Source organism: Dactylosporangium siamense, from assembly GCF_016862795.1.
Lineage (GTDB): Bacteria > Actinomycetota > Actinomycetes > Mycobacteriales > Micromonosporaceae > Dactylosporangium > Dactylosporangium siamense.
In genome coordinates this window covers 1-23178 of sequence record NZ_BONQ01000042.1, presented here as the reverse complement: position 1 = coordinate 23178, position 23178 = coordinate 1, and the positions used below count along the sequence as shown (strand labels likewise).

22 protein-coding genes are annotated in these 23178 nt (G+C 72.3%); 14 read left to right on the top strand and 8 right to left on the bottom strand.

The window, feature by feature from the left end; all coding sequences use genetic code 11:
• Nucleotides 1-54 precede the first annotated feature (54 nt).
• From sthA to Dsi01nite_RS13685, 3 genes are all read left to right on the top strand, one after another.
• The gene (sthA, locus tag Dsi01nite_RS13695; RefSeq protein ID WP_203846506.1) at nucleotides 55-1458 is read left to right on the top strand and encodes a Si-specific NAD(P)(+) transhydrogenase; all 1404 of its coding nucleotides are present in this window, start codon (nucleotides 55-57) and stop codon (nucleotides 1456-1458) included.
• 162 nt (nucleotides 1459-1620) lie between these two features.
• Nucleotides 1621-3141 (top strand): NTF2-like N-terminal transpeptidase domain-containing protein, encoded by a 1521-nt coding sequence (locus tag Dsi01nite_RS13690; RefSeq protein ID WP_203846505.1) that lies wholly within the window; start codon nucleotides 1621-1623, stop codon nucleotides 3139-3141.
• 192 nt (nucleotides 3142-3333) lie between these two features.
• Nucleotides 3334-4419: an MFS transporter gene (locus Dsi01nite_RS13685; protein WP_203846534.1), complete on the top strand. Its 1086-nt coding sequence runs from the start codon at nucleotides 3334-3336 to the stop codon at nucleotides 4417-4419.
• An 18-nt stretch (nucleotides 4420-4437) separates the two neighbouring features.
• On the opposite strand, the gene Dsi01nite_RS13680 is transcribed toward Dsi01nite_RS13685, so the two are convergent.
• On the bottom strand, nucleotides 4438-5826 hold the full coding sequence (locus Dsi01nite_RS13680; protein ID WP_203846504.1) for a glycoside hydrolase family 6 protein: 1389 nt from the start codon (nucleotides 5824-5826) through the stop codon (nucleotides 4438-4440).
• A 426-nt stretch (nucleotides 5827-6252) separates the two neighbouring features.
• Here Dsi01nite_RS13680 and Dsi01nite_RS13675 point away from each other — a divergent pair, with 426 nt between their 5' ends.
• Together Dsi01nite_RS13675 and Dsi01nite_RS13670 are read left to right on the top strand one after the other, a co-directional pair.
• Nucleotides 6253-9321 carry a putative bifunctional diguanylate cyclase/phosphodiesterase gene (locus Dsi01nite_RS13675; RefSeq protein ID WP_203846503.1) on the top strand — a complete coding sequence of 1023 codons (3069 nt, stop codon included), beginning with the start codon at nucleotides 6253-6255 and terminating at the stop codon, nucleotides 9319-9321.
• Between the two features lie 15 nt (nucleotides 9322-9336).
• Entirely contained in the window at nucleotides 9337-10587 is a 1251-nt protein-coding gene (locus tag Dsi01nite_RS13670) for an aminotransferase class I/II-fold pyridoxal phosphate-dependent enzyme (RefSeq protein WP_203846502.1), read from the top strand.
• 4 nt (nucleotides 10588-10591) lie between these two features.
• Here the strand turns inward: Dsi01nite_RS13670 and Dsi01nite_RS13665 are convergent, their stop codons facing one another.
• From Dsi01nite_RS13665 to Dsi01nite_RS13650, 4 genes are all read right to left on the bottom strand, one after another.
• The gene (locus tag Dsi01nite_RS13665) at nucleotides 10592-11434 is read right to left on the bottom strand and encodes a universal stress protein (RefSeq protein ID WP_203846501.1); all 843 of its coding nucleotides are present in this window, start codon (nucleotides 11432-11434) and stop codon (nucleotides 10592-10594) included.
• A gap of 41 nt (nucleotides 11435-11475) precedes the next feature.
• Nucleotides 11476-11820 (bottom strand): GlsB/YeaQ/YmgE family stress response membrane protein, encoded by a 345-nt coding sequence (locus tag Dsi01nite_RS13660; RefSeq protein ID WP_239135874.1) that lies wholly within the window; start codon nucleotides 11818-11820, stop codon nucleotides 11476-11478.
• Nucleotides 11821-11911: 91 nt separating this feature from the next.
• A complete protein-coding gene (locus Dsi01nite_RS13655) occupies nucleotides 11912-12448 on the bottom strand; it encodes a YciI family protein (RefSeq protein WP_203846500.1) in 537 nt (178 codons plus the stop codon).
• Nucleotides 12449-12506: 58 nt separating this feature from the next.
• The gene (locus tag Dsi01nite_RS13650; protein ID WP_203846499.1) at nucleotides 12507-13499 is read right to left on the bottom strand and encodes a PAS domain-containing sensor histidine kinase; all 993 of its coding nucleotides are present in this window, start codon (nucleotides 13497-13499) and stop codon (nucleotides 12507-12509) included.
• Between the two features lie 114 nt (nucleotides 13500-13613).
• Between Dsi01nite_RS13650 and Dsi01nite_RS13645 the strand changes: the two genes are divergently transcribed.
• Nucleotides 13614-14855 carry an ROK family transcriptional regulator gene (locus Dsi01nite_RS13645; RefSeq protein WP_203846498.1) on the top strand — a complete coding sequence of 414 codons (1242 nt, stop codon included), beginning with the start codon at nucleotides 13614-13616 and terminating at the stop codon, nucleotides 14853-14855.
• Here Dsi01nite_RS13645 and Dsi01nite_RS13640 read toward each other — a convergent pair.
• Nucleotides 14852-16183 carry a CoA transferase gene (locus Dsi01nite_RS13640; protein ID WP_203846497.1) on the bottom strand — a complete coding sequence of 444 codons (1332 nt, stop codon included), beginning with the start codon at nucleotides 16181-16183 and terminating at the stop codon, nucleotides 14852-14854. The genes Dsi01nite_RS13645 and Dsi01nite_RS13640 overlap by 4 nt on opposite strands.
• A 55-nt stretch (nucleotides 16184-16238) precedes the next feature.
• Between Dsi01nite_RS13640 and Dsi01nite_RS13635 the strand changes: the two genes are divergently transcribed.
• Entirely contained in the window at nucleotides 16239-16583 is a 345-nt protein-coding gene (locus tag Dsi01nite_RS13635) for a S24/S26 family peptidase (RefSeq protein WP_203846496.1), read from the top strand.
• A gap of 42 nt (nucleotides 16584-16625) precedes the next feature.
• Nucleotides 16626-17540 (top strand): SDR family oxidoreductase, encoded by a 915-nt coding sequence (locus tag Dsi01nite_RS13630; protein WP_203846495.1) that lies wholly within the window; start codon nucleotides 16626-16628, stop codon nucleotides 17538-17540.
• A gap of 7 nt (nucleotides 17541-17547) precedes the next feature.
• On the opposite strand, the gene Dsi01nite_RS13625 is transcribed toward Dsi01nite_RS13630, so the two are convergent.
• Entirely contained in the window at nucleotides 17548-18522 is a 975-nt protein-coding gene (locus Dsi01nite_RS13625) for a helix-turn-helix transcriptional regulator (RefSeq protein WP_203846494.1), read from the bottom strand.
• 3 nt (nucleotides 18523-18525) lie between these two features.
• Entirely contained in the window at nucleotides 18526-18969 is a 444-nt protein-coding gene (locus Dsi01nite_RS13620; protein WP_203846493.1) for an effector-associated constant component EACC1, read from the bottom strand.
• Nucleotides 18970-19070: 101 nt separating this feature from the next.
• Here Dsi01nite_RS13620 and Dsi01nite_RS13615 point away from each other — a divergent pair, with 101 nt between their 5' ends.
• The 6 genes from Dsi01nite_RS13615 (at nucleotide 19071) to Dsi01nite_RS13590 (ending at nucleotide 23105) form a co-directional block, all read left to right on the top strand.
• Entirely contained in the window at nucleotides 19071-19475 is a 405-nt protein-coding gene (locus Dsi01nite_RS13615) for a Fur family transcriptional regulator (protein ID WP_275423361.1), read from the top strand.
• Nucleotides 19476-19696: 221 nt separating this feature from the next.
• Nucleotides 19697-20287: a TMEM165/GDT1 family protein gene (locus Dsi01nite_RS13610; RefSeq protein WP_203846492.1), complete on the top strand. Its 591-nt coding sequence runs from the start codon at nucleotides 19697-19699 to the stop codon at nucleotides 20285-20287.
• A 168-nt stretch (nucleotides 20288-20455) separates the two neighbouring features.
• Complete coding sequence (locus Dsi01nite_RS13605) at nucleotides 20456-21004, top strand: dihydrofolate reductase family protein (protein WP_239135873.1); 549 nt, start codon at nucleotides 20456-20458, stop codon at nucleotides 21002-21004.
• Between the two features lie 14 nt (nucleotides 21005-21018).
• Nucleotides 21019-21363, top strand: coding sequence for a DUF1801 domain-containing protein (locus Dsi01nite_RS13600; RefSeq protein ID WP_203846490.1), 345 nt, complete (start codon nucleotides 21019-21021; stop codon nucleotides 21361-21363).
• Nucleotides 21364-21391: 28 nt separating this feature from the next.
• Nucleotides 21392-21817 (top strand): YciI family protein, encoded by a 426-nt coding sequence (locus Dsi01nite_RS13595; RefSeq protein WP_203846489.1) that lies wholly within the window; start codon nucleotides 21392-21394, stop codon nucleotides 21815-21817.
• Between the two features lie 13 nt (nucleotides 21818-21830).
• Nucleotides 21831-23105: an RNA polymerase sigma factor gene (locus tag Dsi01nite_RS13590; protein ID WP_203846488.1), complete on the top strand. Its 1275-nt coding sequence runs from the start codon at nucleotides 21831-21833 to the stop codon at nucleotides 23103-23105.
• Nucleotides 23106-23178: the final 73 nt, after the last annotated feature.

Below are 23178 nucleotides of genomic sequence, written 5' to 3'. Positions count from 1 at the left end.
CCATAGTCCCGATCATCTGGACGGGCCCGTCGGCGGCACGGGAGACTGTTGTTCATGTACGACTTCGATGTCCTCGTGCTCGGTTCCGGCCCCGGTGGGCAGAAGGCGGCGATCGCGGCGGCGAAGCTCGACCGCCGGGTCGCCATCGTCGAACGGCGCAACATGATCGGTGGTGTCTGCATCAACACGGGCACCATCCCGAGCAAGACCCTCCGCGAGGCGGTGCTCTACCTGACCGGTCTGAGCCAGCGGGAGATGTACGGGCAGAGCTACCGCGTCAAGGACGACATCACCGTCGGCGACCTGGGCGCGCGCACCCAGCACGTGATCGGCCGGGAGATCGAGGTCATCCGTAGCCAGCTGGCCCGCAACCGGGTGAAGCTGCTGCAGGGCACCGGCGTGTTCGTCGACCCGCACACCCTGTCGATCACCGACGAGCACGGCCACTCCTCGACCGTGTCCGCCGAGAAGATCATTCTCGCCGCCGGCACCCGCCCGGCCCGCCCCGACAGCGTCGACTTCGACGACATCACGATCATCGACTCCGACGGCATCCTCAACATCGACAAGATCCCGGCGTCCATGGTCGTCGTCGGCGCCGGCGTCATCGGCATCGAGTACGCGTCGATGTTCGCCGCCCTCGGCACCAAGGTCACCGTCGTGGAGCGCCGCGACCGGATGCTCGACTTCTGCGACCTGGAGATCATCGAGGCCCTCAAGTATCACCTGCGTGACCTGTCGGTCTCGTTCCGGTTCCGCGAGTCGGTCGCCGCGGTCGAGCGCCACGGCCGCACCGCCGTCGCCGTCCTGGCCAGCGGCAAGCGCATCGCCGCCGACGCCGTCATGTACTCCGCCGGCCGGCAGGGCGCCGCCGACCAGCTCGGCCTCGACAAGGCCGGCCTGGAGGCGGACAAGCGCGGCCGGATCACGGTCGACGAGCACTTCCAGACCGAGGTCCCGCACATCTACGCCGTCGGCGACATCATCGGCTTCCCGGCCCTCGCGTCCACCTCGATGGAGCAGGGCCGCCTCGCCGCCCACCACGCCTGCGACGAGCCGGTGCGCGGCATGCAGCTGCTCCAGCCCATCGGCATCTACACCATCCCCGAGATCAGCTTCGTCGGCCGCACCGAGGACGACCTCACCGACAGCAACATCCCGTTCGAGGTCGGCATCTCGCGGTACCGCGAGCTCGCCCGCGGCCAGATCATCGGCGACTCGTACGGCATGCTGAAGATCATCGTGTCGCCGGAGGACCGGAGCATCCTCGGCGTCCACGTCTTCGGCACCGGCGCCACCGAGCTCGTCCACATCGGACAAACCGTCATGGGCTGCGGCGGGACGGTGGACTACCTGGTCGACGCGGTCTTCAACTACCCGACGCTCGCGGAGTCCTACAAGGTGGCGGCGCTGGACGCGATGAACAAGATGCGGTCGGTGTCCCGGCTGACGGCCTGACACCTCCTCATGATCCGGTGGACCTCGGGCGCCCAGGGGTGTGCAAGGTCTACCGGATCATGAGGAACCAGTGCACTGTGGCGCAAACCACAGACGGCGGAAACAACCTGAGCCCGACCCGATACGGTTCCAGACAGGAAGGACGACCGGGGGAAGGCACGGATGCGACACGTACGGCGAATACTGGCCGCCACACTCATCGTGGCCCTGGCCGGGTGCACGGACGACAAACCCGCCGAGGACCCGTTCGCCGCGTTCGTCGCCGGCTGGCAGCGGGCCGACTTCACCGGCGTCGAGCTGCGCACCACGGCGGGTCAGCCGCTGGCCGCCGACGCGGCCCGGCAGTTGCTCGCCGACACCGAGGGTGACCTGGGCGCGCGGCGGCCCGTGGTGACCCGGCACGGGAAGGCGGCGGTGCGCAAGGACGACGCCGACGTGCGGGCCGGGGTCGACTGGACGTTGCCGGACGGGCGGCACTGGGCGTATGAGACGAAGCTCGAGGCCCGCCGGATCGACGGGAAGTGGGCGGTCTACCTCGGGCCGGCGGTCGTGCACCCGGACCTGCCGGACGGCAAGCGGATGACGCTGCGCTCGGCGGCCGCGACGCGCGGGGTGGTCCTCGCCGCCGACGGCACGCCGATCGTGTCGGAGACGCCGGTCGTGTACGTGGGGGTCGAGCCCCGGCTGGTCCGCGACGTCGACGCGCTGGTGCAGCGGCTGGACCTGGTGTTCCGGTCGGTGCGGGTGTCGGTGGACGTGTCGGCGCTGCCGGGGCGGATCAAGGCGGCCAAGCCGGACGCGTTCGTCGAGCTCGTCACGCTGCGGCAGACGGACTTCGCCGAGATCGAGCGGGACCTCGCCGCCACGGACGGGGTCGCCACGAAGACCGGGACGTTGTCGCTGCCGATGACCCGCACGTTCGGGCGGGCGCTGCTCGGCACGTCCGGGCCGGCGACGAAGGAGCTCATCGACGGCAGCGGCGGGGCGCTCAAGGCCGGCGACATCACCGGCCTCACCGGGCTGCAGCGGCGATACGACGTAGCGCTGCGCGGCACGCCCAAGCTGGAGGTCCTCGCCGGGGACAAAGCCGGGGACAAAGCCGGGGACAAAGCCGGGGACAAGGTGCTCTACACGGCGCCGGCGGCCGACGGGGCGAGGGTGCGCACGACGATCGACGTGAAGACGCAGCAGGCCGCGGAGGCCGCGCTGGCCGGCACCGCGAAACGGTCGGCGCTGGTCGCGGTCGGCGTCAAGGACGGCACGGTCCTCGCCGCCGCGAACGGGCCCGACGCCGCCGGATACAACCTGGCGTTCCAGGCCGAGGTGGCGAGCCCTCCGATCGGGGTCGACGGCGGCGCCGCCGGGTTCGGCGCGGCGTGGAAGCTGGGGGCGGACATGTTCACCGGACGGGTCACCGAGGCCGGTGTGGTCGGTTCGCCGCTGGTGTACGCGGCCGCCGCCGCCGCCCTGGCCAGGGGGCACTGGCGCCAGCCGGTCCTGGTGACGGAGCCGTCGCCGGGCCCGGCCGCCGCGGACGGCCCCGCGGTCACCGGGACGCTGACGGTGCCCGGGATGTCGGTGGTGGTGCGCGGCGACGTCGCGTACTGCGTCTACGTCGAAGGCGCCGGGCAGGACGTCACCGGACCGATCGCGGATGCCTTCGGCAGGTCGCTGAGCAGCTGAGCGGACCGCGCCACGGAACAACCGCAACCGCTCAGCGGACCGCGCCGCGGAACAACCGCGACCGCTGAGCGGACCGCGCCCGGAAATCGCGGGCCGTTGAGCGGACGGCTTGGTAGCGTGCCCCGCATGCCGTTCGGTTGACGCACTGCCGATCCCGCCGGCCGGTTCGCGAGGCGAGCGGTCGGGTGGGCCCTGCTGTCCGACGCGCTGCCGCTGTATCCGCTGTATGCGCTGCTGTTCACCGACACCGGGCTCGGCGACGGGCAGATCTCGCTGCTGTTCGCGCTGTGGGCGGGCGTCGGGCTGCTCGCCGAGGTGCCCACCGGGGCGCTCGCCGACCGGTTCTCCCGGCGGGGTGCGCTCTTCGCCGCGGGGGTGTCGCAGGCGGTCGCGTTCGCGCTGTGGACCGCCGCGCCGGGCATCTGGGTGTTCGCCGCCGGGTTCGTCGTCTGGGGGATCGGCGGGGCGCTGTCCAGCGGGGCGCTCGAGGCGCTGCTCTACGACGGGCTCGCCGCCGCCGGGGCCGAGGACCGCTACGCGCGCGTGTCCGGTCAGGTCGACGCGGCCGGGCTGATCGCGCAGATCCCCGCGGCCGGTGCGGCCGTCGTGCTGTTCCCGCTCGGTGGCTATGCCCTGGTCGGCTGGGTCAGCGTCGGCATCTGCCTGTGCGCGGCCCTCCTGGCCCTGCGACTGGACGCACCGGAGCAGACCGCCCCGGACGAGCCGCGGGGGTACTTCGCGACCCTGGCCGACGGGATCGGGCAGGCGGCGCGGGTGCCGGTGGTGCGCACCGCCGTCCTGACGCTCGCCGGTCTCGCCGGGCTCGACGCCATCGACGAGTACTTCCCGATCCTCGCCGCCGACTGGCACGTGCCGATCGGGCTCAACCCGCTGGTGACCCTCGTCGTCACGCTCGGCGGCGCGGCGGGTGCCGGGCTCGTCGCGTACACCAGGACACCGGGAGCATCGGTGCAGGTGGGGTTGCTCGCCGGCGCCGCGGCGGCCCTGGCCGTGGCCGGAGTGCTGCGGCTACCGGCGGGGATCGTGCTGGTCGCGCTGTTCTACGGGTTGTACCGCTACGTCCTCGTGCTGGTCGACGCCCGGCTGCAGCAGGTGATCGAGGGGGCGTCCCGGGCGACCGTCACGTCGGTGGCGGCCCTGGCCACGGAGGTGTCGGCGCTGGCGCTGTTCGGGGCGTGGGCGGCCGGGGGAGTGCTGCTCGTCGCCGCGCTCACCCTGCTGCTCGCCGCGGCGCCGCTGGTGGGAGGCCGCCGATGACGGCCCCCCACCACGGGTTCAGGAGCAGGACGTGCCGTTGACCTTGAACGCGGTCGGGGAAGCGTTCGTGCCGGAGTAGCTCGCCTGGAAGCCGAAGCTCGCGGTGCCACCGACGGGCAGGGTGCCGTTCCAGCCGCCGTCCCGGACGGTGACCGCGGTGCCGCTCTGGGTCGCCGTCGCGTTCCAGGCGTTGCTGATCCGCTGGTCGCCGGCGAAGGCGAAGGTGAGCGTCCAGCCGCTGACGGTGGCGGGGCCCCGGTTGGTGATGGTCACGGTCGCGGTGAAGCCGTTGTTCCACTGGTTGTCCACCCGGTACGCCACCGAGCAGCCGGTGCCCGTCTGCGAGGAGGACGACGGCGAGGCGGACGGCGACTTCGAGGGCGACGCCGATGCGGACGGTGACTTCGACGGCGACACCGAGGCCGACGGGGACGACGGCGGCGTCGACGGCACGACGCCGTTCAGCGCCAGCTGGTAGGCCAGGTCCGGCACGAACTGTCCGGCGCCGGCGGCGCACCCGTCGGCCTCACCGGGCAGTTTGACCCACACGTACGCGTCGACGCTCGCCTCACCGGTGCTGGTCGTCGGGCCGGCGCCCACGCCGCGCCCGGCCGGGTCGCACCACTGGCTGCCGTTGGGGCCGCGGCCGTTGCGGCTGGTGTCGACGATCTGGTGCAGGTTCGAGGCGCCGATCGCGCTGAGGATGTTGCGGCCGTACGCGACCTCGTCGGCGGTCGTGCGGAAGTTGGACACGTTGCTGTAGAAGCCGTCGGCGTTGCGCACGCCCGCGGCGACGAGCCGGCCGGCCTGCTCGCCGGCGGAGTTCCAGGCGGAGTGCCCGGCGTCGAGGTAGACCTTCGCCGCCGGGTTGGCCTGCTTGATCGTCGAGACGGCGTTGGCCAGGGCGGCGTCGCGGGCGGCCACGCCGGCGCCGTCGAGGCAGGTCTGCAGCGCGAGGGAGTCCGGTTCGAGCACCACGACCGCGGTGCGGGTGCCGAGGCCGGCGGCGAACGCGCGCACCCACGCGGCGTACTCGGTCAGGTTGGTGGTCCCGCCCGCGGAGGCGCCGCCGCAGTCACGGTTGGGGATGGCATACGCGACCAGGACCGGGATCTGCCCGGCGGCGTTGGCGGCGCCGACGTAGCTCTGCACCGCGGATGTGGTGGTGGCCGGGTTCGGGTTGGTGAACCACCTCGACTGCGGCTGCACCCCGATCCGGTCCCGGATCAGGGCCGCGCGCGAGTCGCCGGGGTTGGCCGCGAGCCAGCGCATCACCTGCGAGTCGGGGTCGCGGTAGAAGGTGCCGGTGATGGTGCCGGCGCTCGCCGACCCGCCGCCGGCCAGCCAGAGACCGGCGGTGCCTGCGGTCACGACGGCGATTGCCGCGGAGAGCCAACGTCTACGCATGCGGGGTCCTTCCGGAGTGCGGGAAGGCAGACCGTATTGCGAGCCGTTGCCACCGGTCCACGGGCCGTGCCGGGCCCGCGCGCCGACCAGCGTGGACGCGCGAAGATGGCGTGAAAGTTACCTTTTGCCGAATGAAGTGAATGAATTCGTGAACGATCGCGCTGCGTAGATGCCTGACAGCGGCCCGTGCAGCGGCCGGTGCGACGAACTCCGCAAACCACACGATTGCCGCGAATCGCCTGGTCAGCGCCACACGGCACGTCCCTGCAAGGTATTCCTCATTCGGCAGCAAACAATCTACGGTGAGGGCAGGCCGATGGCTCCCTTCGCCAAAAAGCCTAAATGGGACTGACCCCGTGCCGATGGGGCGTTTACGGGTGTCACTGGGTAGCGTCGGGGCGCCACCGTGACGGTCGGGAGGGATGCGTGTCGCCGCGTAGGGTGCTGGCCGGCTACTGCGGGATCATGGCTGCCCTCGTGGCGGCCAATTTCGCGCTGCCCGCGCTGCACCTGGTCCTGTGGTCCGCGATCGGCCTCACCAGTGTCGCGGCGATCGTCACCGGCGTGCGCCTCAACAAGCCGCGCAGCCGCGCGCCCTGGTTCCTGCTCGCGGGCGCCGTCGCCTCGTTCATCACCGGCGACCTCATCGCCGACGTCCTCACCCGGCTGCTGGACCGGCAGGGCTTCCCGTCCGTCGCCGATGGCTTCTACCTGGCCGTCTACGTGCTGATCGCGGCCGCGCTGGTCGGGCTGATCCGCATCGGCGTGGCCCGCCGCGACCCCAACGGGTTGTATGACGCGGTCACCGTCACCGCGGGACTCGGGCTGCTGTCGTACATCTTCCTCATCCGCCCCTACGTCGAGGACCCCGCGCTGTCGGTGCTGGAGAAGAGCTTCTCCATCGCCTACCCCCTGGCCGACATCGTCGTGCTCGCCGTCGGTGCCCGGCTCATCACCGCGGTGCGGCGCAGCCCCGCCCTGCTGCTGCTGGCCGCCGGCGGCATCGGCCTGCTCAGCGCGGACGTCGGATACGGGCTGAAGCAGCTCAACGGCGTGTGGGAGACCGGCGGCCCGGTCGACCTCGGCTGGGCCGCGTTCTACGTGCTGTGGGGCGTCGCCGCGCTGCACCCGTCGATGCGGGAGCTCACCGAACCCAAGGTGCACCGGGCCGGCGAGGAGCACTTCGGCCGGCTGCTGCTGCTCGGTCTGGCCCTGTTCATCGCGCCGTGCGTGCTGTACTTCGAGATGCGCAGCGGCGAGGTCCACGACGCCAACGTCATCGCCGCGTCCTCGGCGCTGCTGTCCGGCATGGTCCTGCTCCGGCTCGGCCGGGCGGTCAACGAGCAGCGCCGCACCGTGCAGCGGGAGCGGCGGCTGCGCAGGGCCGGCGCGGCGCTGCTGATGGCGACGGACGAGCCCGGCGTGACCGCGACCGTGCGCACCGCGATCGCCGAGCTGCTGCCCCTCGGCCGGCCGCACCGGGTCGTGCTCGCCCCGGCCGGCGGTGCGCACGATGGGGGCACCGTGTCGATGCCCTACACCCGCACCCTGGAGCGGTCCCTCGCCGACGAGCTCGGCGACTTCGAGGTCACGCTGTGCTGCCCCCTGGCGCCGGTCGAGGGCCGCGAGTCCGGGCGGGCGCTGTTCATCGCCGCGGACGAGGTGGCGCTCGTCGGCGTGCAGGAGGCCGCGCAGATCCTCGCCACCCAGGCCGCCCTCGCGCTGGAGCGGATCGCGCTCGGCGAGGAGATCGGCCGGCGCAACAGCGAGGCGTACTTCCGCACCCTCGTGCTCAACACCACCGACGTCATCCTCATCGTCGGCGACCACGACCAGATCCGCTACGCCAGCCCGTCCGCGCGGGCGCTGTTCGGCAGCGACGAGCTCGACGGCACGCCGCTGCCGATGGCGTTCGCGAAGGAGAGCCTCGTCGAGGTCGACCGCCGCCTGCACGACCTGCGCACCCGCGGCGTCGACCGGCCCGGCGACGACCTGCGCGTGGTCGGCGCCGACGGGCGGCCGGCCCTGGTCGAGGCGACGTTCCGGGACCTGCGCGGCGAGCCGACCGTCGGCGGGGTCGTCGTCACCCTCCGCGACGTCACCGAGCGCAGCCGGCTGCAGGCGGAGCTGTATCAGCGGGCGACCTTCGACGCGCTCACCGGCCTGCCGAACCGGGAGGTGTTCCTCGGCCGGGTGCAGGAGGCGGTCAGCTCCGGCGCGGAGAACGGCGCCACGGTCGGCGTGCTCATCATGGAGCTCGACGACTTCAAGGTCGTCAACGACACCCTCGGCCACGGCGCCGGCGACGCGCTGCTCGTCGCGGTCGGCAACCGGCTCACCGAGGCGCTGCGCGCCGTCGACGGCTCCTACGGCGCGGCCGGCACCGTCGCCCGGCTCGGCGGCGACGAGTTCGCCGCGCTGGTCCGCCGGGCCGGCACCGCCGCCGACGTCGAACGCGTCGCGGAGAAGGTCCTTGCCAGCTTCGCGACCCCGTTCGAGCTGCCGCACGGTGACGTCACCGCGACCGCCAGCATCGGCGTCGCCACGACCGCGGAGGCGGCCGACGCCCAGGACCTGCTGCGCCACGCCGACCTGGCCGTCTACGTCGCCAAGGACGCCGGCAAGGACCGCTGGCGGCGCTACGAGTCGTCGCTGCACAGCGCCGTCGTGGAGCGGCACAAGCTGCGCGCCGACCTGGACCGGGCCATCGCCGACGGCGCGTTCCTGCTGCACTTCCAGCCGATCGTCGGCATCGGCGACGGCCGGACCCACGGCTTCGAGGCCCTCGTGCGGTGGAACCACCCGACCCGCGGCATGGTGTCCCCGGCCGAGTTCATCTCCGTCGCCGAGGAGAGCGGCCTGATCGTGCCGCTCGGCGCGTGGGTGCTGCGCAACGCGGTCGAGGCCGCGGCCCAGTGGCGCCTGCTGCACCCCGGCGAGGACGTGTACGTGTCGGTCAACGTCTCCGCCCGCCAGTTCCGTGGCCAGTTCAAGGGCCCCGAGCAGAGCTTCGCCCGGTGGGTCCTGGACGAGATCGACCGGATGGGGCTGCCGCCGGCGAGCCTGCTGGTGGAGATGACCGAGAGCCTGCTGCTGCACGACGACGGCGAGGTCACCGCGGAGCTGGCCGAGCTGCGCGCGGCCGGGGTGCGCATCGCCATCGATGACTTCGGCACCGGCTTCTCGTCGCTGTCCTACCTGCGCCGGCTACCCGTCGACGTGCTGAAGCTCGACAAGAGCTTCATCGACACGATCGCCTCGTCCGCCGAGCAGCACGCCGTCGTCGACATGATCGTGCAGCTCGCGGCGATTCTGCAACTGCAAATTGTAGCTGAAGGTATCGAGACCGAGGCTGAGCGTGATCTTCTGGTGGCAATGGGCTGCCATCTCGGCCAGGGGTACTTGTTCTCCCGGCCGTTGAGCTACGGTGACGCGAGTCAATGGTTGTTGGAGGAAGCGTCGGGGCTTCAACGGGGAAGTCGGACGGCGGCCTAGGCCCTCGGAGGACTTGTGCTCAACCATCTCGCTGCGGCGGTCGACAGTGATCCCCGCTTCAGCGGCATCGCTCACCTGCGCGCCAGCACCCGCTACTACGACGCGGTCATCGACGAGATCGACGGCCGGCGGATCCGGGTCGGGGAGCACTGGCTCACCGACTGGGCGTCGTGCAACTACCTCGGCTTCGACCTGGAGCCGCAGATCATCGACTCGGTCGAGGGCGAGCTGCGCCGGTGGGGCACCCACCCCAGCTGGTCGCGGATGCTGGGCAATCCCGCGCTGTACCCGCGGATCGAGGAGCGGCTCGCCGATCTGCTCGGCGCCCCCGACACCCTCGTCCTGCCCACGATCACACAGATCCACCTGTCGGTGATCCCGATCCTGGCCCAGCAGGGCACGCTCCTGGTCGACGCGCGGGCGCACAAGACGATCTGGGACGGTTGCGTGCACGCCCGTGGTCTGGGTGCCACGTTGAAACGGTTCAAGACGCTCGACGAGCTCGCCTCGCTGCTCGCCACGGACCTGCCCGGCCCGGTCCTGGTCTGCATGGACGGCGTCAACAGCATGACCGGCAACATCCCGCGGATCGGCCGGTATCTGGACCTGTGCCGTTCCCACGGCGCGGTGCTGTATGTCGACGACGCGCACGGCTTCGGCGTCATCGGCTCCCGCTCCGAGGAGGAGACCAGCCCCTACGGCACCGGCGGCGACAGCATCGTGCGCCACTTCGGCGAGTCCTACGACGACGTCGTGCTCGTCGGCGGGTTCTCCAAGGCCTATTCGTCGCTGCTGGCGTTCCTGGCGGTGCCGACCGTGCTGAAGAACCGGCTCAAGGCGGCCGCGGCGCCGTACCTGTACTCGGGGCCCTCGCCGACCGCGTCCCTCGCCACCGTGCTGGCCGGCTTCGACGTCAACGCCGAACGCGGCGACAAGCTGCGCGCCGACCTGTACCGCATGTCGACCCGGGTGCTCCAGCACGTCCGCGGCCTCGGCGTCTTCACCCCCAACACCGACGACACGCCGATCATCGAGCTGCCGATCGCCCTGGACCGCGACCTGGTCGAGGTGTCGGAGCTGCTGTGGCGGCGCGGGCTGTTCGTGACCCTGGCGCCCTACCCGGGGGTGCCCCGCGACCAGGTCGGCTTCCGGGTGCAGGTCACGGCCGCCAACACCGACGCGCAGATCGACGAGCTCAACGCGGTCATCAGCGAGCTGGCCGCGGCCGAGGTGTTCCAGTCCGCCCGGGAGACCAGCGCGAGCTGACGCCTCAGACGCTGCGGGTCACCAGCACCGGGCTGGCGGCGTGGTGCACGATGAGCTGGGTGCGGGGGTTCGGTCTCGGTTGCTCGTACCAGCCGACCCGGTGCGCGCCGACGACCAGCAGCAGGGCGGTGCTCGCGGCGGCGGTGAGCGCTTCGAGGACCGGCTCGTCGGATCCGGAGAACCGGGCGTCGACGTCGCGGTGGCGGCGCAGCCACGGCGCCAGGTCCGCGTAGACGGCGCTGTGCGGGCGGGCGTGCCCGGCGTGCACGGCGAGCAACGGCACGTGCCGGGACCTGGCCTCGTCGTAGGCGAAGTCCAGGGCCCGCCAGCCGGACGGCGACCCGTCGATGCCGACCACCACCGGCGCCGAGCCGGGCAGCGCCGTCATCGGGTCCGCGCCGGGGCCGGCCCGGTCCGCGGAGGGCGGGCCGGGCCACAGGTCGGCGGGGTTGCGGTCCTCGGTCAGCCACCGCTCGCCCTGGTTGACGACCAGGACCGGGCAGTGCGCGAAGGCGGCCAGGTGCGCGCCGACGGAGGAGTTGAGCAGGCCGCCGTCGTGCGGCCGGCCGCCGATCACCACCAGGCTCGCGGTGCGCGACTGCTCCTGCAGCACCCGGGCGGCGGGCCCGCCGACGGTGACCGTCTCGACCACGAGGCCCGGTTGCCAGCCCCGCGCGTCGGCGGCCGCGTCGAGCACGACTCCCTGCCCGTCGGCGGGGCCCTCCCAGCACAGCGCGTGCACGATCCGCAGCGTCCGGTCGTGCCGGGCGGCCTCGTCGGCGGCCCAGCGCACCGCGCCGAGACTCGCCGTGGACCCGTCGACGCCGACCACCACTGGTCTGTCCATGCATCCAACGTCCCTCGCGGGACGGCCATCGACCAGTTGGGTTAATCCTCTTTCTTCTTGCGGCGGGTGGTGCGCTTGCGCGGCTTCGGGTTGCCGGAGGCGAGCCTGGTGTACGTCAGCATGTTGGCCAGCCCGATGCCGATCGTCGCGAACAGGACCTGGATCGCGAGCTCCCACCAGCTCCACTCGATCTTCCAGACCTTGACCAGGGCCTTGTCGTCGACGTTGACCAGCTCGGCGACGAGCGTGCCGAGCAGCGCGGCGCCCACGCCGATCAGGAAGGTGATGAACAGACCGATCGACTGGCGGCCCGGCAGGACCAACCGGCCGAGGACACCGACGAGCAGGCCGATCGGGATCGCGCTCAAAAAGTCGTTGATGTGCATGGCACTCGCGCTCCCCTCGCGTTTGGATCAATCGACCGGCACCGTACACGTCCCGAGCCAGATCCGCAGTGGTGGGATCTCCGCGAGGGCCCTAGCGGCGGCCGCCCATCTGCCAGGGGTGGATCTCCACCTCGTCGTACCGGCCCGGCAGGACGTCCTCGGCGGTGACGTGTGCCGCCTCGACCAGCACCGCGGTCCCCAGCCAGCCGCCGTCCTCGTGCGAGAACAGCTCACCGCGGGCGAGCATGCCGCGCGTCGGCGCCGCGGCCGGAGCGGGTCGGGTGCCGGGCGTCGCGTGGCCGATGAGCAGGAAACCCTCGCCCGCGCCGGAGGCGTGCTGCCACATGGTGCCGCCGAGGGTGTCCTCGTACCGCAGCAGCAGCACGGGATCGTAGACGCCGCCCTGGAAGTTGGGCTCGTCGAACGCGAACGTCCGGGCCGCGCCGAGGTCGGGCAGTTCGACGATGTGGATGCTGCCGGTCGCCTCGGTCCGGTCCTCGCTCAGCGTCGGGCCGCGGGCGGTGAGCTCCTTGACATAACCGTCCATGTACGCCCAGTGCTTCTCGAGGAGCTCCATGCGTAGCGGGCCGGTGCCCGGGCGGTCCACGCCGAAGACGAAGTGCAGCATGGTGCGGGAGTCTCCCATGAGCTCCGGCAGTGCCTCACGCCGACCGGCGGCAACCGGGTCAGGACGGTAGGTGCGCGGCCAGGACCGTGCTGCCCTCCGGGTCGGTGTCGGTGGTCAACCGGCCGCCGTGCCGCGCGACGATGGCCCGGCACAGCATCAACGCCGTCGAGTCGTGCCGCACCCCCTCGCCGGTGGCCGTGGAGGACGTGAAGAGCCGTTCGCCGCCGCGGCCGCCGATCGGCACCGTGACCCGCCAGCCGCTGTCGGTGGGCGCCACGTCGACGGTGAGCAGCGCCCCCGGCTCGGCGGCGGCCAGCCCGATGCCGATCATCGCGTCGGCGAGCCGCCGCAGCAGCACCCGCTCACCCTCGATCGTCGCGTCCTGCGCGCCGCCCGCGGTCAGGTGCACCGCGGCGTCCCGGGCGGCGGCGGTCCAGCCGTGCAACGCCTCGGCCACGACCTGCTCGAGGGCCACCTTCTCGCCGGCACCCCCGGGCGGCGCGCTCTCGATCCGGGCCAGCTCCGTCACGTTGTCGATGAGACCGAGCAGCCGGGCAGCGTTGCGGGCGACGGCGGCGACGGGCGCGGCCAGGGGGTCCGGCTCGGTGACCTCCTCGCCGAGCAGCTGCGACATCGCCGCGATCGACGTGACCGGGGTGCGCAGCTCGTGCGACACGGCGGCGGTGAACTCGGCCTTCATGGCGACCAGCTCCGCGAGGGCCCGGTTCTGCCGGCGGAGCCTGGCCCGGTCGGCGATGCGGTGTGACACGTCCCGCAGGACGAGACAGCGGCCCTCGTGCGCGGTGCCGGGCAGCAGCTCGCTCCAGCTCCACTCGACGACGAGGCCGGGGCGCGGCGACCAGCGGCCGGTGTCGCTGCCGGTCATCGCCGCGGCGACGGTGTCGCCGATCATCGCGCCGGTCGTCGCGTCTTCCAGCAGGTCCCGCGTCGCCTGGTTGGCCGCGACCACGGTGCCGTCGGCGCTGGTGATGAGCAGTCCGGTGCCGAGCTGGTCGAGCGCCGCCGAGAGCAGCTCCTGATCGACCGCCATCACCTGACCACGCTTTTCGTCGGGTTTGTCCTCTTGATGAGTTTAAGTGACGGCCACCCGACCGCGCGTGGCGATTGACACCCGCCGACGGCCGCCCATACGGTTCGAGCCACCATGACGCACCTCGGCGGATCGTCCAAGCTGCTCAGGGCCATGAACGACGCGGCCGCCCTGAGTCATGTCCTCGAACGCGGCCCACTCACGCGGGGCGACCTGCGCGAGCTGACCGGCCTGTCCAAACCCACGATCTCCGAGGCGCTGCGGCGACTCACCGAGGCGAAACTCGTCACGGTCGTCGGGTATGTCAGCGCCGGCCCCGGCCCGAACGCCGAGGTGTACGCGGTCAACCCCGACGCGGCGTACTCCGTCGCGCTGTCCGTGCGGGACCGCACGGTGTCGGCGCCCGACGCCTCCGACCTGTCGGGCTCGCTGCCGACGGTCAGTGCGGCGGTCACCGACCTCGCCGGGACCGTGCGTGGCCGGCTGGAGCTCGCCGTCGACTTCACCCGCACCGACCCGGTGTCCGCCATCGCGGACGCCGTCCAGGACGTGTGCAAGGAAGCCAGGATCGCGCCCGACCCGGTCGCGCAGGTGCAGATCGCCGTCGCCGGGTCGTACGACCCCCGCACCGACGTCCTGCACCACGTCGAGGTCCCCGGCTGGGGCCGGCCCGGGCTCGTCGACGACCTCCGCCGCCGCCTCGGTGTTCCCGTTGGCGTTGACAACGATGTCAACCTCGCCGCCGTGGCCGAACGCGCCCACGGCGCCGGCCGCGACGCGGAGAGCTTCGCCCTGCTCTGGCTCGGCGAGGCCGGCCTGGGTCTCGCCATCGACCTCGGCGGCACCCTGCTGCGCGGCGCCCGCGGCGGCGCCGGCGAGATCGGATACATGCCGATGATGCTGCCCGGCGTCACCGGCGGCCGTGGGTTCACCGGCCGGGTCGACTTCCAGGACCTCGTCGGCGGCGGTGCCGTGCTGGACCTCGCCGCCGAGCACGGCCTGCAGGAGAGCACCGCCGCCGGCACCATGGCCGCCGCGGTGGCCCGGGCGTCGGAGCGCGACGACGCCGCCCGCAGCTTCGTCACCACCCTCGCCGGCCGGATCGCGATCGGCCTGTCCGCCGTCGTCGCCGTGCTCGACCCGCCGCTCGTGGTCATCGGTGGCGAGGTCGGCCAGGCCGGTGGCCCGGTCCTGAGCGCGGCGGTGGCCACCGCCCTCGCCGAGGCCGCGCCGCTGGAGACGGCGATCGCGACCAGCACCCTGGACGACGACGCCGCGCTGCTGGGTGCCCAGGAGGCCGGCCGCTCCTCCGTCCGCGACAGCATCCTCGCCACCCTGCGCAGACCCGCCAGCTAGCGCGTCCAGGTGGCGCGGGCGGTGCCGTACGCCGGCGGCAGGTGTGGCCAGGTCAGCGGGGCGCCGTCGAGGGTGCCGGGTGGGGTGACGCCGGTCCAGCCCGCGCCGAGCGGGGCGAGGAACGGTGCGGTCGGCGTGTCCACCGGGGGTGACGGGTCGACCGGGGTCTCGAGGAGCCATCGGGCGGTCCGGGCCAGGGAGAGCTCGACGTGGGCGGCGACGCCGGTGCGCTCGCGGGACGCGAGGGCGCTCAGGGCGCCGGCGGCGGCGAGGTAGCCGGTTGCGTGGTCGAGCAGCTGGCACGGCAGGGCGCCGGGGCGGCCGGTCTGGTCCCTGGTGAGCCAGCCGATGCCCGAGGCGACCTGGACCAGGCTGTCGAAGCCGCGGCGGGCGCCCCACGGGCCGGTCGTGCCCCAGGCGGACAGCGTGACCACGACCGTCCCGGGGTGGCGTTCGGCGACCTGGTCCGGGTCCAGGCCGAGGCGACGCATGGCGCCCGGGCGGTAGCCGGTGACGAGCACGTCGGCGTCGGCCAGCAGGCGGTGCAGTGTCTCCAGGCCCGCGGGGGTGCTCGCGTCGAGCGTGGTGCTGGCCTTGCCGACGACGCCGTCGACGGCGTGCAGCGGCAGCTCGGGGCGGCCGGGGGCATCGACGCGCAGGACGTCGGCGCCGAGGGCGGCGAGCATGCGGGTGCCGACCGGGCCGGCGATGACCCGGGTCAGGTCCAGCACCCGGATCCCGGCCGCGGGCAGGTTCCGGCCCGCGGCGTGACCCGCGGTGGGCCGGGGGTGGCCGGCGGCGCCGAGCGGCGTGCTGCGCACCAGGGGCCCGTCCGGACCCCTGACCGCCCCGTCGAGCGGCCCGGCCTGGCTTCCGGTCGGTGGGCCGTCCGGCCACTCGGCTGGGTGGCGGGCGGCTACGGCGAGGCCGCCGGCGGCGTACACCAGGCGCTCGACGTCCAGGGCGGACCGGGCCGCGATCGCGCCGGCCACGCCGGCCTCGTCCGTGTCCAGGGCGGCCAGCAGCGCGGCGCGGTGCCACGGGTAGTTCGCGTGGGTGCGGACCCAGCCGTCGGCGGCCGGCCACAGCCGTGACAGCGGGGCGAACCCCTCGATGCCGCGCCCGTCCGGGCCGCGCAGCAGCAGCTCACCGCGCACGGCGGCGGCGACGTGGGCGGTGTCGAGCGCGACCACCGGGCGCCGGCCGGTGCGGGCGTGGGCGAGGTCGGCGGCGGCGTCCAGGCACCTCGTCACCGCCGTGGTCGCGCAGCCGGCGACGGCGAGGGGCGCTGCCAGCGCACCTGGCACGGCGGGACCGGAGACGTTCATCCCGGCAATTCTCGCTCGACACCCCGCGGCGCGGGAGCGCATGCTCGCGGACACGATGGGTGCTCTGGACATGGTCGCCGCGCGGGTCGCGGCAGGCGCGACGGTGCGGTTCCGGCCGAGCGGGTCCTCGATGGTGCCGCTGGTGCGCAGCCGGGACCTGGTGACGGTCAGCCCGGTCGACCCGGCGAAGGTCGAGGTCGGCGACATCGTCCTGGCCAAGGTCGCCGGCACGGTGTACCTGCACCTGGTGTCGGCGGTCGACGCCGCCGCCGGGAGGGTGCAGATCAGCAACAACCAGGGGCGGATCAACGGCTGGACCGGGCACGCCAAGGTGTACGGCATCTGCGTCGCCGTCGAAGGCGCCCGCCGGCCCCGGGTGGACGGGAAGATCCGCCAGTAAAGTCGGACACCGGTTGTCAGGTTTTGGTGGCATGGTCAAGCCATGAACACACCACTGAAGGGCAAGGTCGCGCTGGTCGCCGGGGCCACGCGGGGCGCGGGCCGGCAGATCGCGGTGCAGCTGGGGGCGGCCGGCGCCACCGTGTACGCGACGGGACGCACCACCCGGCAGCAGCCGTCGGAGATGGGGCGGCCGGAGACGATCGAGGAGACCGCCGAGCTCGTCACCGCGGCCGGCGGCGTCGGGATCGCGGTGCAGGTCGACCACCTGGTGCCGGCGCAGGTGCGGGACCTGGTCGCCCGCATCGACGCCGAGCAGGGCCGCCTCGACGTGCTGGTCAACGACATCTGGGGCGCCGAGGGGCTGTTCACCTGGGACAAGCCGCTGTGGGAGGACTCCCTCGAGACCGGGCTGCACATCCTGCGGCTCGCGGTCGACACCCACATCATCACCAGCCACGCCGCGCTGCCGCTACTCATCCGCCGGCCCGGTGGGCTCGTCGTGGAGGTGACGGACGGGACCCTCGAATACAACGCCGACAACTACCGGGTGTCGTTCTTCTACGACCTGGCGAAGATGTCCGTGCTGCGGCTGGCGTTCGCGCAGGCGCACGAGCTCAAGGCGCACGGCGCGACCGCGGTCGCGATCACGCCCGGCTGGCTGCGCTCGGAGGTGATGCTCGAGCACTTCGGCGTGACCGAGGCCAACTGGCTCGACGCGACGGCCAAGGAGCCGCACTTCGTGATCTCCGAGACGCCGGCGTACCTGGGACGCGCGGTCGCCGCGCTCGCCGCCGACCCCGACGTGGCCCGGTGGAACGGGCAGTCGCTGGCCAGCGGGCAGCTGTCCGGGGTGTACGGGTTCACCGACGTCGACGGCAGCCGCCCCGACTGGTGGCGGTACTTCAAGGAGGTCCACGAGCCCGGCAAGCCCGCCGACGCGACCGGCTACCGGTAGAGGGCGGTCATCGGGGCTCCTGGTAGAGCGTGGTCATCCGCGCCGCTGCCGTCCGCATGAGGTCGCGCAACGACGGCGGGGCGAGGACCTCGACCTCCGGGCCGAGCCTCAGCAACTGGGTGTAGGCGACCTCGACCGACTCGACCGGCAGTTGCAGCACCACCCGGCCCTGCTCGTCGGCCGGGTGGTGCACCGCCTCGCGCACGGCGAGGGCCTCGACCGCGTACCGCAGCAGCCACAGGCCGTGCGGCGTCACCCGGATCGTGACCCGCTCGGCGAGGACCTGCCGGACGAAGTCGTCGGCGCGGGCCGCCCAGAACCCGGGCAGGTCGAACGCCGGGTCCCGGGTGAACGTGGCCTCCTCCGTGGTCAGGTCCACGATCCGGTCGACCCGGTACACGCGCAGGTCGCCGCTCGCGCCGATCCGCCCGACGAGATACCAGGCGCCGTTCTTCAGGACCAGGCCGTACGGTTCGACGGTCCGCGTGACGACGTCCCGCTTCCGGTAGTTCAGGCGCACCATCCGGTCGTCCCAGACGGCACGGGCCAGGTCGGCCAGCCACGGCGGTGGCTGCGCCGGGTCCTCGAACCAGCCGGGCACGTCGAGGTGGAAGCGCTGCCGGGCCCGGCCGGCGGCGTCCCGGTTCGGTGCCGGCAGCGCCGCGGCGACCTTCAGCTCGGCGGCGGCGAGCACGTCGCCGAGGCCCATGTCGCGGGCCGGGCCGGGCAGACCCGACAGGAACAACGCCTCGGCCTCGGCGCGGCTGAGCCCGTTGAGCTTCGTGCGGTAGCCGTCCAGCAGCCGGTAGCCGCCGGCCCGGCCCTGCTCGGCGTACACGGGCACGCCGGCGGCGGACAGGGCCATGATGTCGCGGTAGATGGTCCGCTCGGACACCTCGAGGGCCTCGGCCAGCTCGCCGGCGGTGACGGTGCCACCGGCCTGCAGCAGCAGCACCAGCGAGATGAGCCGGGAGGCGCGCACTGGCTACTCCGGGTCCGGTGCCGGGTCCGGGTCCGCGTTCCGGGTCGGTTCCGGGTTGCCGGCCGGCGGGTTCGTGGCCGGCGGGTTGGCGGGCGGCGGGTTGGTGGCCGGCGGGTTTGCCGGCGGTGGGTCGAGGGCGTCGACGACGCGGCGGATCTCGTCGGGGGAGCCGTCCAGCTCGACGACCGTGTCGCGGTGCCGGATGCGGACCCGTGGCGGCCGGGGGCGCGAGCCGCGCCACGAGGCCACCGCGACGAGCAGGCCGCCGAGCGCGATGCCGTTGCTCACCACGGCGCTGATGATCTCGAACGCGGCACCCATCTCGCCGGGGCGCGGCGGCGTCGGGATCAGCGTCACCGGCACCGTTCGGCGGATCTCGTCGTCGCGGAGCCAGCGGTACAGCATCCGCAGGGATTCCTCGTCGTCGACCTCAAGGCTGATGTCCACGCCCGCACCGTACGCCATGCCCGCGCGCGCCAGGTGGGGCGGCGGAGGTTTGGCGAGGGCGTGCGACGCCGGTTTGGTGAGGTCACGCTAAGCTTTTTCGGGTGAACGACGTGGAGCAGCACCCCGCCAGGCGCAACACCCGTCAGCGCGACGCCGTGATGGCGCTGCTCAGCAACGTCGACGGGTTCCACAGCGCGCAGGAGCTGCACGTCATGCTCCGAGAGCGCGGCGCCAACGTCGGACTCACCACCGTCTACCGCACGCTGCAGCTGCTCGCCGAGACCAACGAGATCGACGTGATGCAGGTGCCGGGCAGCGACACCCGGTACCGGCGCTGCAGCGACCGTCACCACCATCACCTGGTCTGCCGTGGCTGCGGCCGCACCGTCGAGGTCCTCGGCCCGGCCGTCGAACGGTGGGCGGACCGCGTCGGCGAGGAGCACGGCTTCACCGACGTCAGCCACACCCTTGAGATCTTCGGCACGTGCGGGCGTTGCGCCAGGTGAACGGCGCGGGTGATCAGGTAGGCTGAGATCGCGCGAAGGGGAGTAGTCCTCCAACTGCGTGGTCGACATACTGGGGCGCTCGCGCTCCCGGCCACGCGGCCTTGTTGCTTCCGGCCAGGCCGGAGCTCCGGGGCGGACGAGACCTTCGACTCAGGCTGAACAAGCCGGGTCGAGGTCGTCCGTGCCCTCCTCCCGGTCCACCGGGAAGGTTTTCACTGCACATGAGCGGTTTCCTCGCTGCCCTCGCCATCAGCTTCGGCGTCATCTTCGTCGCCGAACTCGGCGACAAGTCCCAGCTGATGGCGTTGACGTTCGCGACCAGGTACAAGACCGTGCCGGTCCTCATCGGCATCACCGTCGCGACCGCCGTCGTGCACCTCGTGTCCGTCGCCGTCGGGTACGGTCTCGGCACCGCCCTCCCCACCGGCTGGATCTCCCTCGTCGCGGCCGTCGCCTTCTTCGCCTTCGGCGCCTGGACCCTGCGCGGCGACTCCCTCACCGACGCCGAACGCGACAAGGCCTCCCAGCCCACCACCCGCTCCGCGATCGTCGCCGTCGGCGTGGCGTTCTTCCTGGCCGAACTCGGCGACAAGACGATGCTCGCCACGATCACCCTCGCCACCCAGCACGGCTGGTTCGGCACCTGGCTCGGCTCGACGATCGGCATGGTCGCCGCCGACGCCCTGGCCATCGTGGCGGGCCGGATGCTGGGCAAGCGCCTCCCGGAACGCACCATCAAGTACGGCGCGGCGATCCTGTTCGTCGTCTTCGGTGTCTGGCTCCTGGTCGAAGCCCTCCGCGAGCTCCTGTAACCGGGCCCGCCCGTCCCATGATCCGGTGCACCTCGAGCCGTCATAGGTGCACAAGGTGCACTGGATCATGGGAAAAAGATTCTTTGGGCTCTGATGTCGAAACGGCGCGCTGTCGCGCGAAGGACGGGTGCGGGCCGGAAACGCCGGCCCACCACCAGGGGAGACCCGATGCGACGCATCATCGCTTCGACCTACACCACTGTCGACGGCTTCATCGACAACCCCCACGAGTGGTCGCTGGCATACAACGACCCGGCGGCCATGCGGTACGCCCTGGACCTGACGCTCGGCGCCGACGCGCTGATCCTGGGCCGCATCACCTACGAGGGCATGGCGCAGGCGTGGCCCAACATGGGTGGCAACCCGTACGCCGACCACGTCAACGCCATGCACAAGTACGTCGTCGCTTCCCAGCCGGTCGACACCAGCGCCTGGAACCCGACGACCGTCATCGCCGGCGCCGAGCTGCTGACCGCCGTCAAGGCACTCAAGGAAGACGATGGCAGCGACATCCTGATCTGGGGCAACGGCCGGTTGACCGATGCACTCGCGACGGCCGGCCTCCTCGACGAGTACAAGATCTGGACCTACCCGGTCCTCAAGGGCGGCGGCGAGCCACTGTTCCGCGCCGAGAGCCGAACCGGCCTCCAGCACTTCGACACCACCACCTTCGAGTCCGGGGTGGTCGTGTCGACCTACCGCGTCACCGCCGCCTGAACAGGAGCACCAAGATGAGCGACGACATCACCGATTACCTCGCCAAGACCAAGCCGTGGCAGCAGGACCTGTGCGCGACGCTGCGCCGGACCGTTCTCGACACCGTCCCCGGCGTCGAGGAGGTCATCCAGTACGGCAAGCCGCACTTCAACCTCGCCGGCCAGAACACCGCAGTGCTGCACGTGGCCGCCGCCAAGGTCTCGTTCATGGTGTTCGGTGCTGGTGAGGTCGACCCGGTGCCGGGCGTGCTGCGGTCGCTGGGCAACGGCGACCGCAAGGTCGTCGACCTCGCCGAGGGCGACACGGTCGACACCGACTTCATCGCCGGCCTGCTGCGCCGTACCACCGGCCTGGACTGAGACCAGATCAACCGAAAGGATCATTCTCATGCGTGTGATGGTGATGACCAAGGGCGATGCCGCCGACGAGGGCAACAGTGAGCCGACGACCGAGATGTTCGAGAAGATGCGGGTCTTCAACGAGCAACTCGTCAACGCCGGCATCATGCTCGGCGGCGAGGGGCTCCAGCCCAGCGCCGCCGGGGCGAAGGTCGCGTTCTCGACAGCGGGCACGACGGTGGTCGACGGCCCGTTCACCGAGTCCAAAGAGGTGATCGCGGGCTACTGGATCTGGGAGGTCAGCTCGCTGGCCGAGGCGATCGAGTGGGCGAAGCGGTGTCCGTTCGACCCGTCCTACGGCGACTCGCAGATCCTGGAGATCCGGCCGTTGTTCGACCTGGCCGACTTCGCCCGGACTGTCGACGCTGACACGCTCGCCAAGAGCGAGCGGTTGCTCGACCGGACCTCGGACTGAACCGGAGCCGGCCATGGACCTGCGCACGTCGGTCGAGGCGCTGTGGCGGATCGAGGCGCCCCAGTTGATCGCGACACTCGCCCGCCGGATCGGGAGCCTCGACATCGCCGAGGATCTCGCGTCCGAGGCGTTCGTGTCGGCACTGGAGCAGTGGCCGGCTGACGGCATCCCGCCGAAGCCGGGTGCCTGGCTGATGAAGACCGCCTGGCACAAGGCGATCGACCGCGCCCGGCGCGAGGAGACGGCCCGTAAGAAGGCGCCGCTCCTCGTTGCCGGGCACGAGGGCGAACCGGCCGACGCACTCGATCCGATCCCGGACGACCTGCTCACCATGGTGTTCACCACGTGCCATCCCGTGCTCTCACCCGAATCCCGGGTCGCGCTCACACTGAGGCTCTTCGGCGGACTGACGACCGACGAGGTCGCCCGTGCTTTCCTCGTGCCCCCTGCGACGATCGGGCAGCGGATCTCACGCGCCAAGCGGACCCTGGCCGAGGCACGGGTGCCGATCGAGGCCCCGTCAGCCGAGGAACTCCCCGAACGCCTGCGCGCGGTGCTGGATGTGCTCTACGCGATCTTCAACGAGGGCTATTCGGCCTCGTCAGGCACGAACCTCGTCCGCGCCGACCTCGCCGTCGAGGCGATGCGGATGGGACGGGTCCTCGCAGGACTCTCCCCGACCGAGCCCGAAGTGTTCGGACTGGTCGCCCTGATGGAGCTGCAGGCCTCCCGCTTCCGGACCCGTGTCGACGCTGCCGGCATCCCGGTCCGGCTCGAGGACCAGGACCGCCGACTCTGGGACCGCACGCTGATCGAGCACGGCCTCAGCATGCTCGACCGCGCTTTCGACCTGGCCCGGCCCCTCGGCGTGTTTTCGCTGCAAGCCGCCATCTCCGCCTGCCACGTCCGCGCGGTGACGTTCGCGGTCACCGACTGGGTCGCCATCCTCGCGCTCTACGACGCCCTCACCCAGGTCACCCGGTCACCCGTCGTGGAGCTCAACCGCGCGGTCGCCGTGCTCCACGTCGACGGACCCGAAGCCGCGCTCGCCACGACCCGACCACTGCTCGCCGACCGCAGGATGGCCGGCTACCACCTGCTGGGCGCGGTGCGCGGGGACATCCTCACCCGCCTCGGCCGCCACGCCGAGGCCGCGACCGAGCTGGAACGCGCGGCCGAACTCGCACCGACCAAACAGGAACGGCAACTCCTGCTCAGCCGCATGGCGCAGGCGCTCGCCTCCCGCGACGCCGGCGGCCAGTCCAGCAGGGAGCCGCCAGCGGAGTGAACCGGAAACTCGCCCGACGGCATCTCCTCGACGGGGCCGCGGACACCATCCGGTTCAGCCGGGACACCGACCC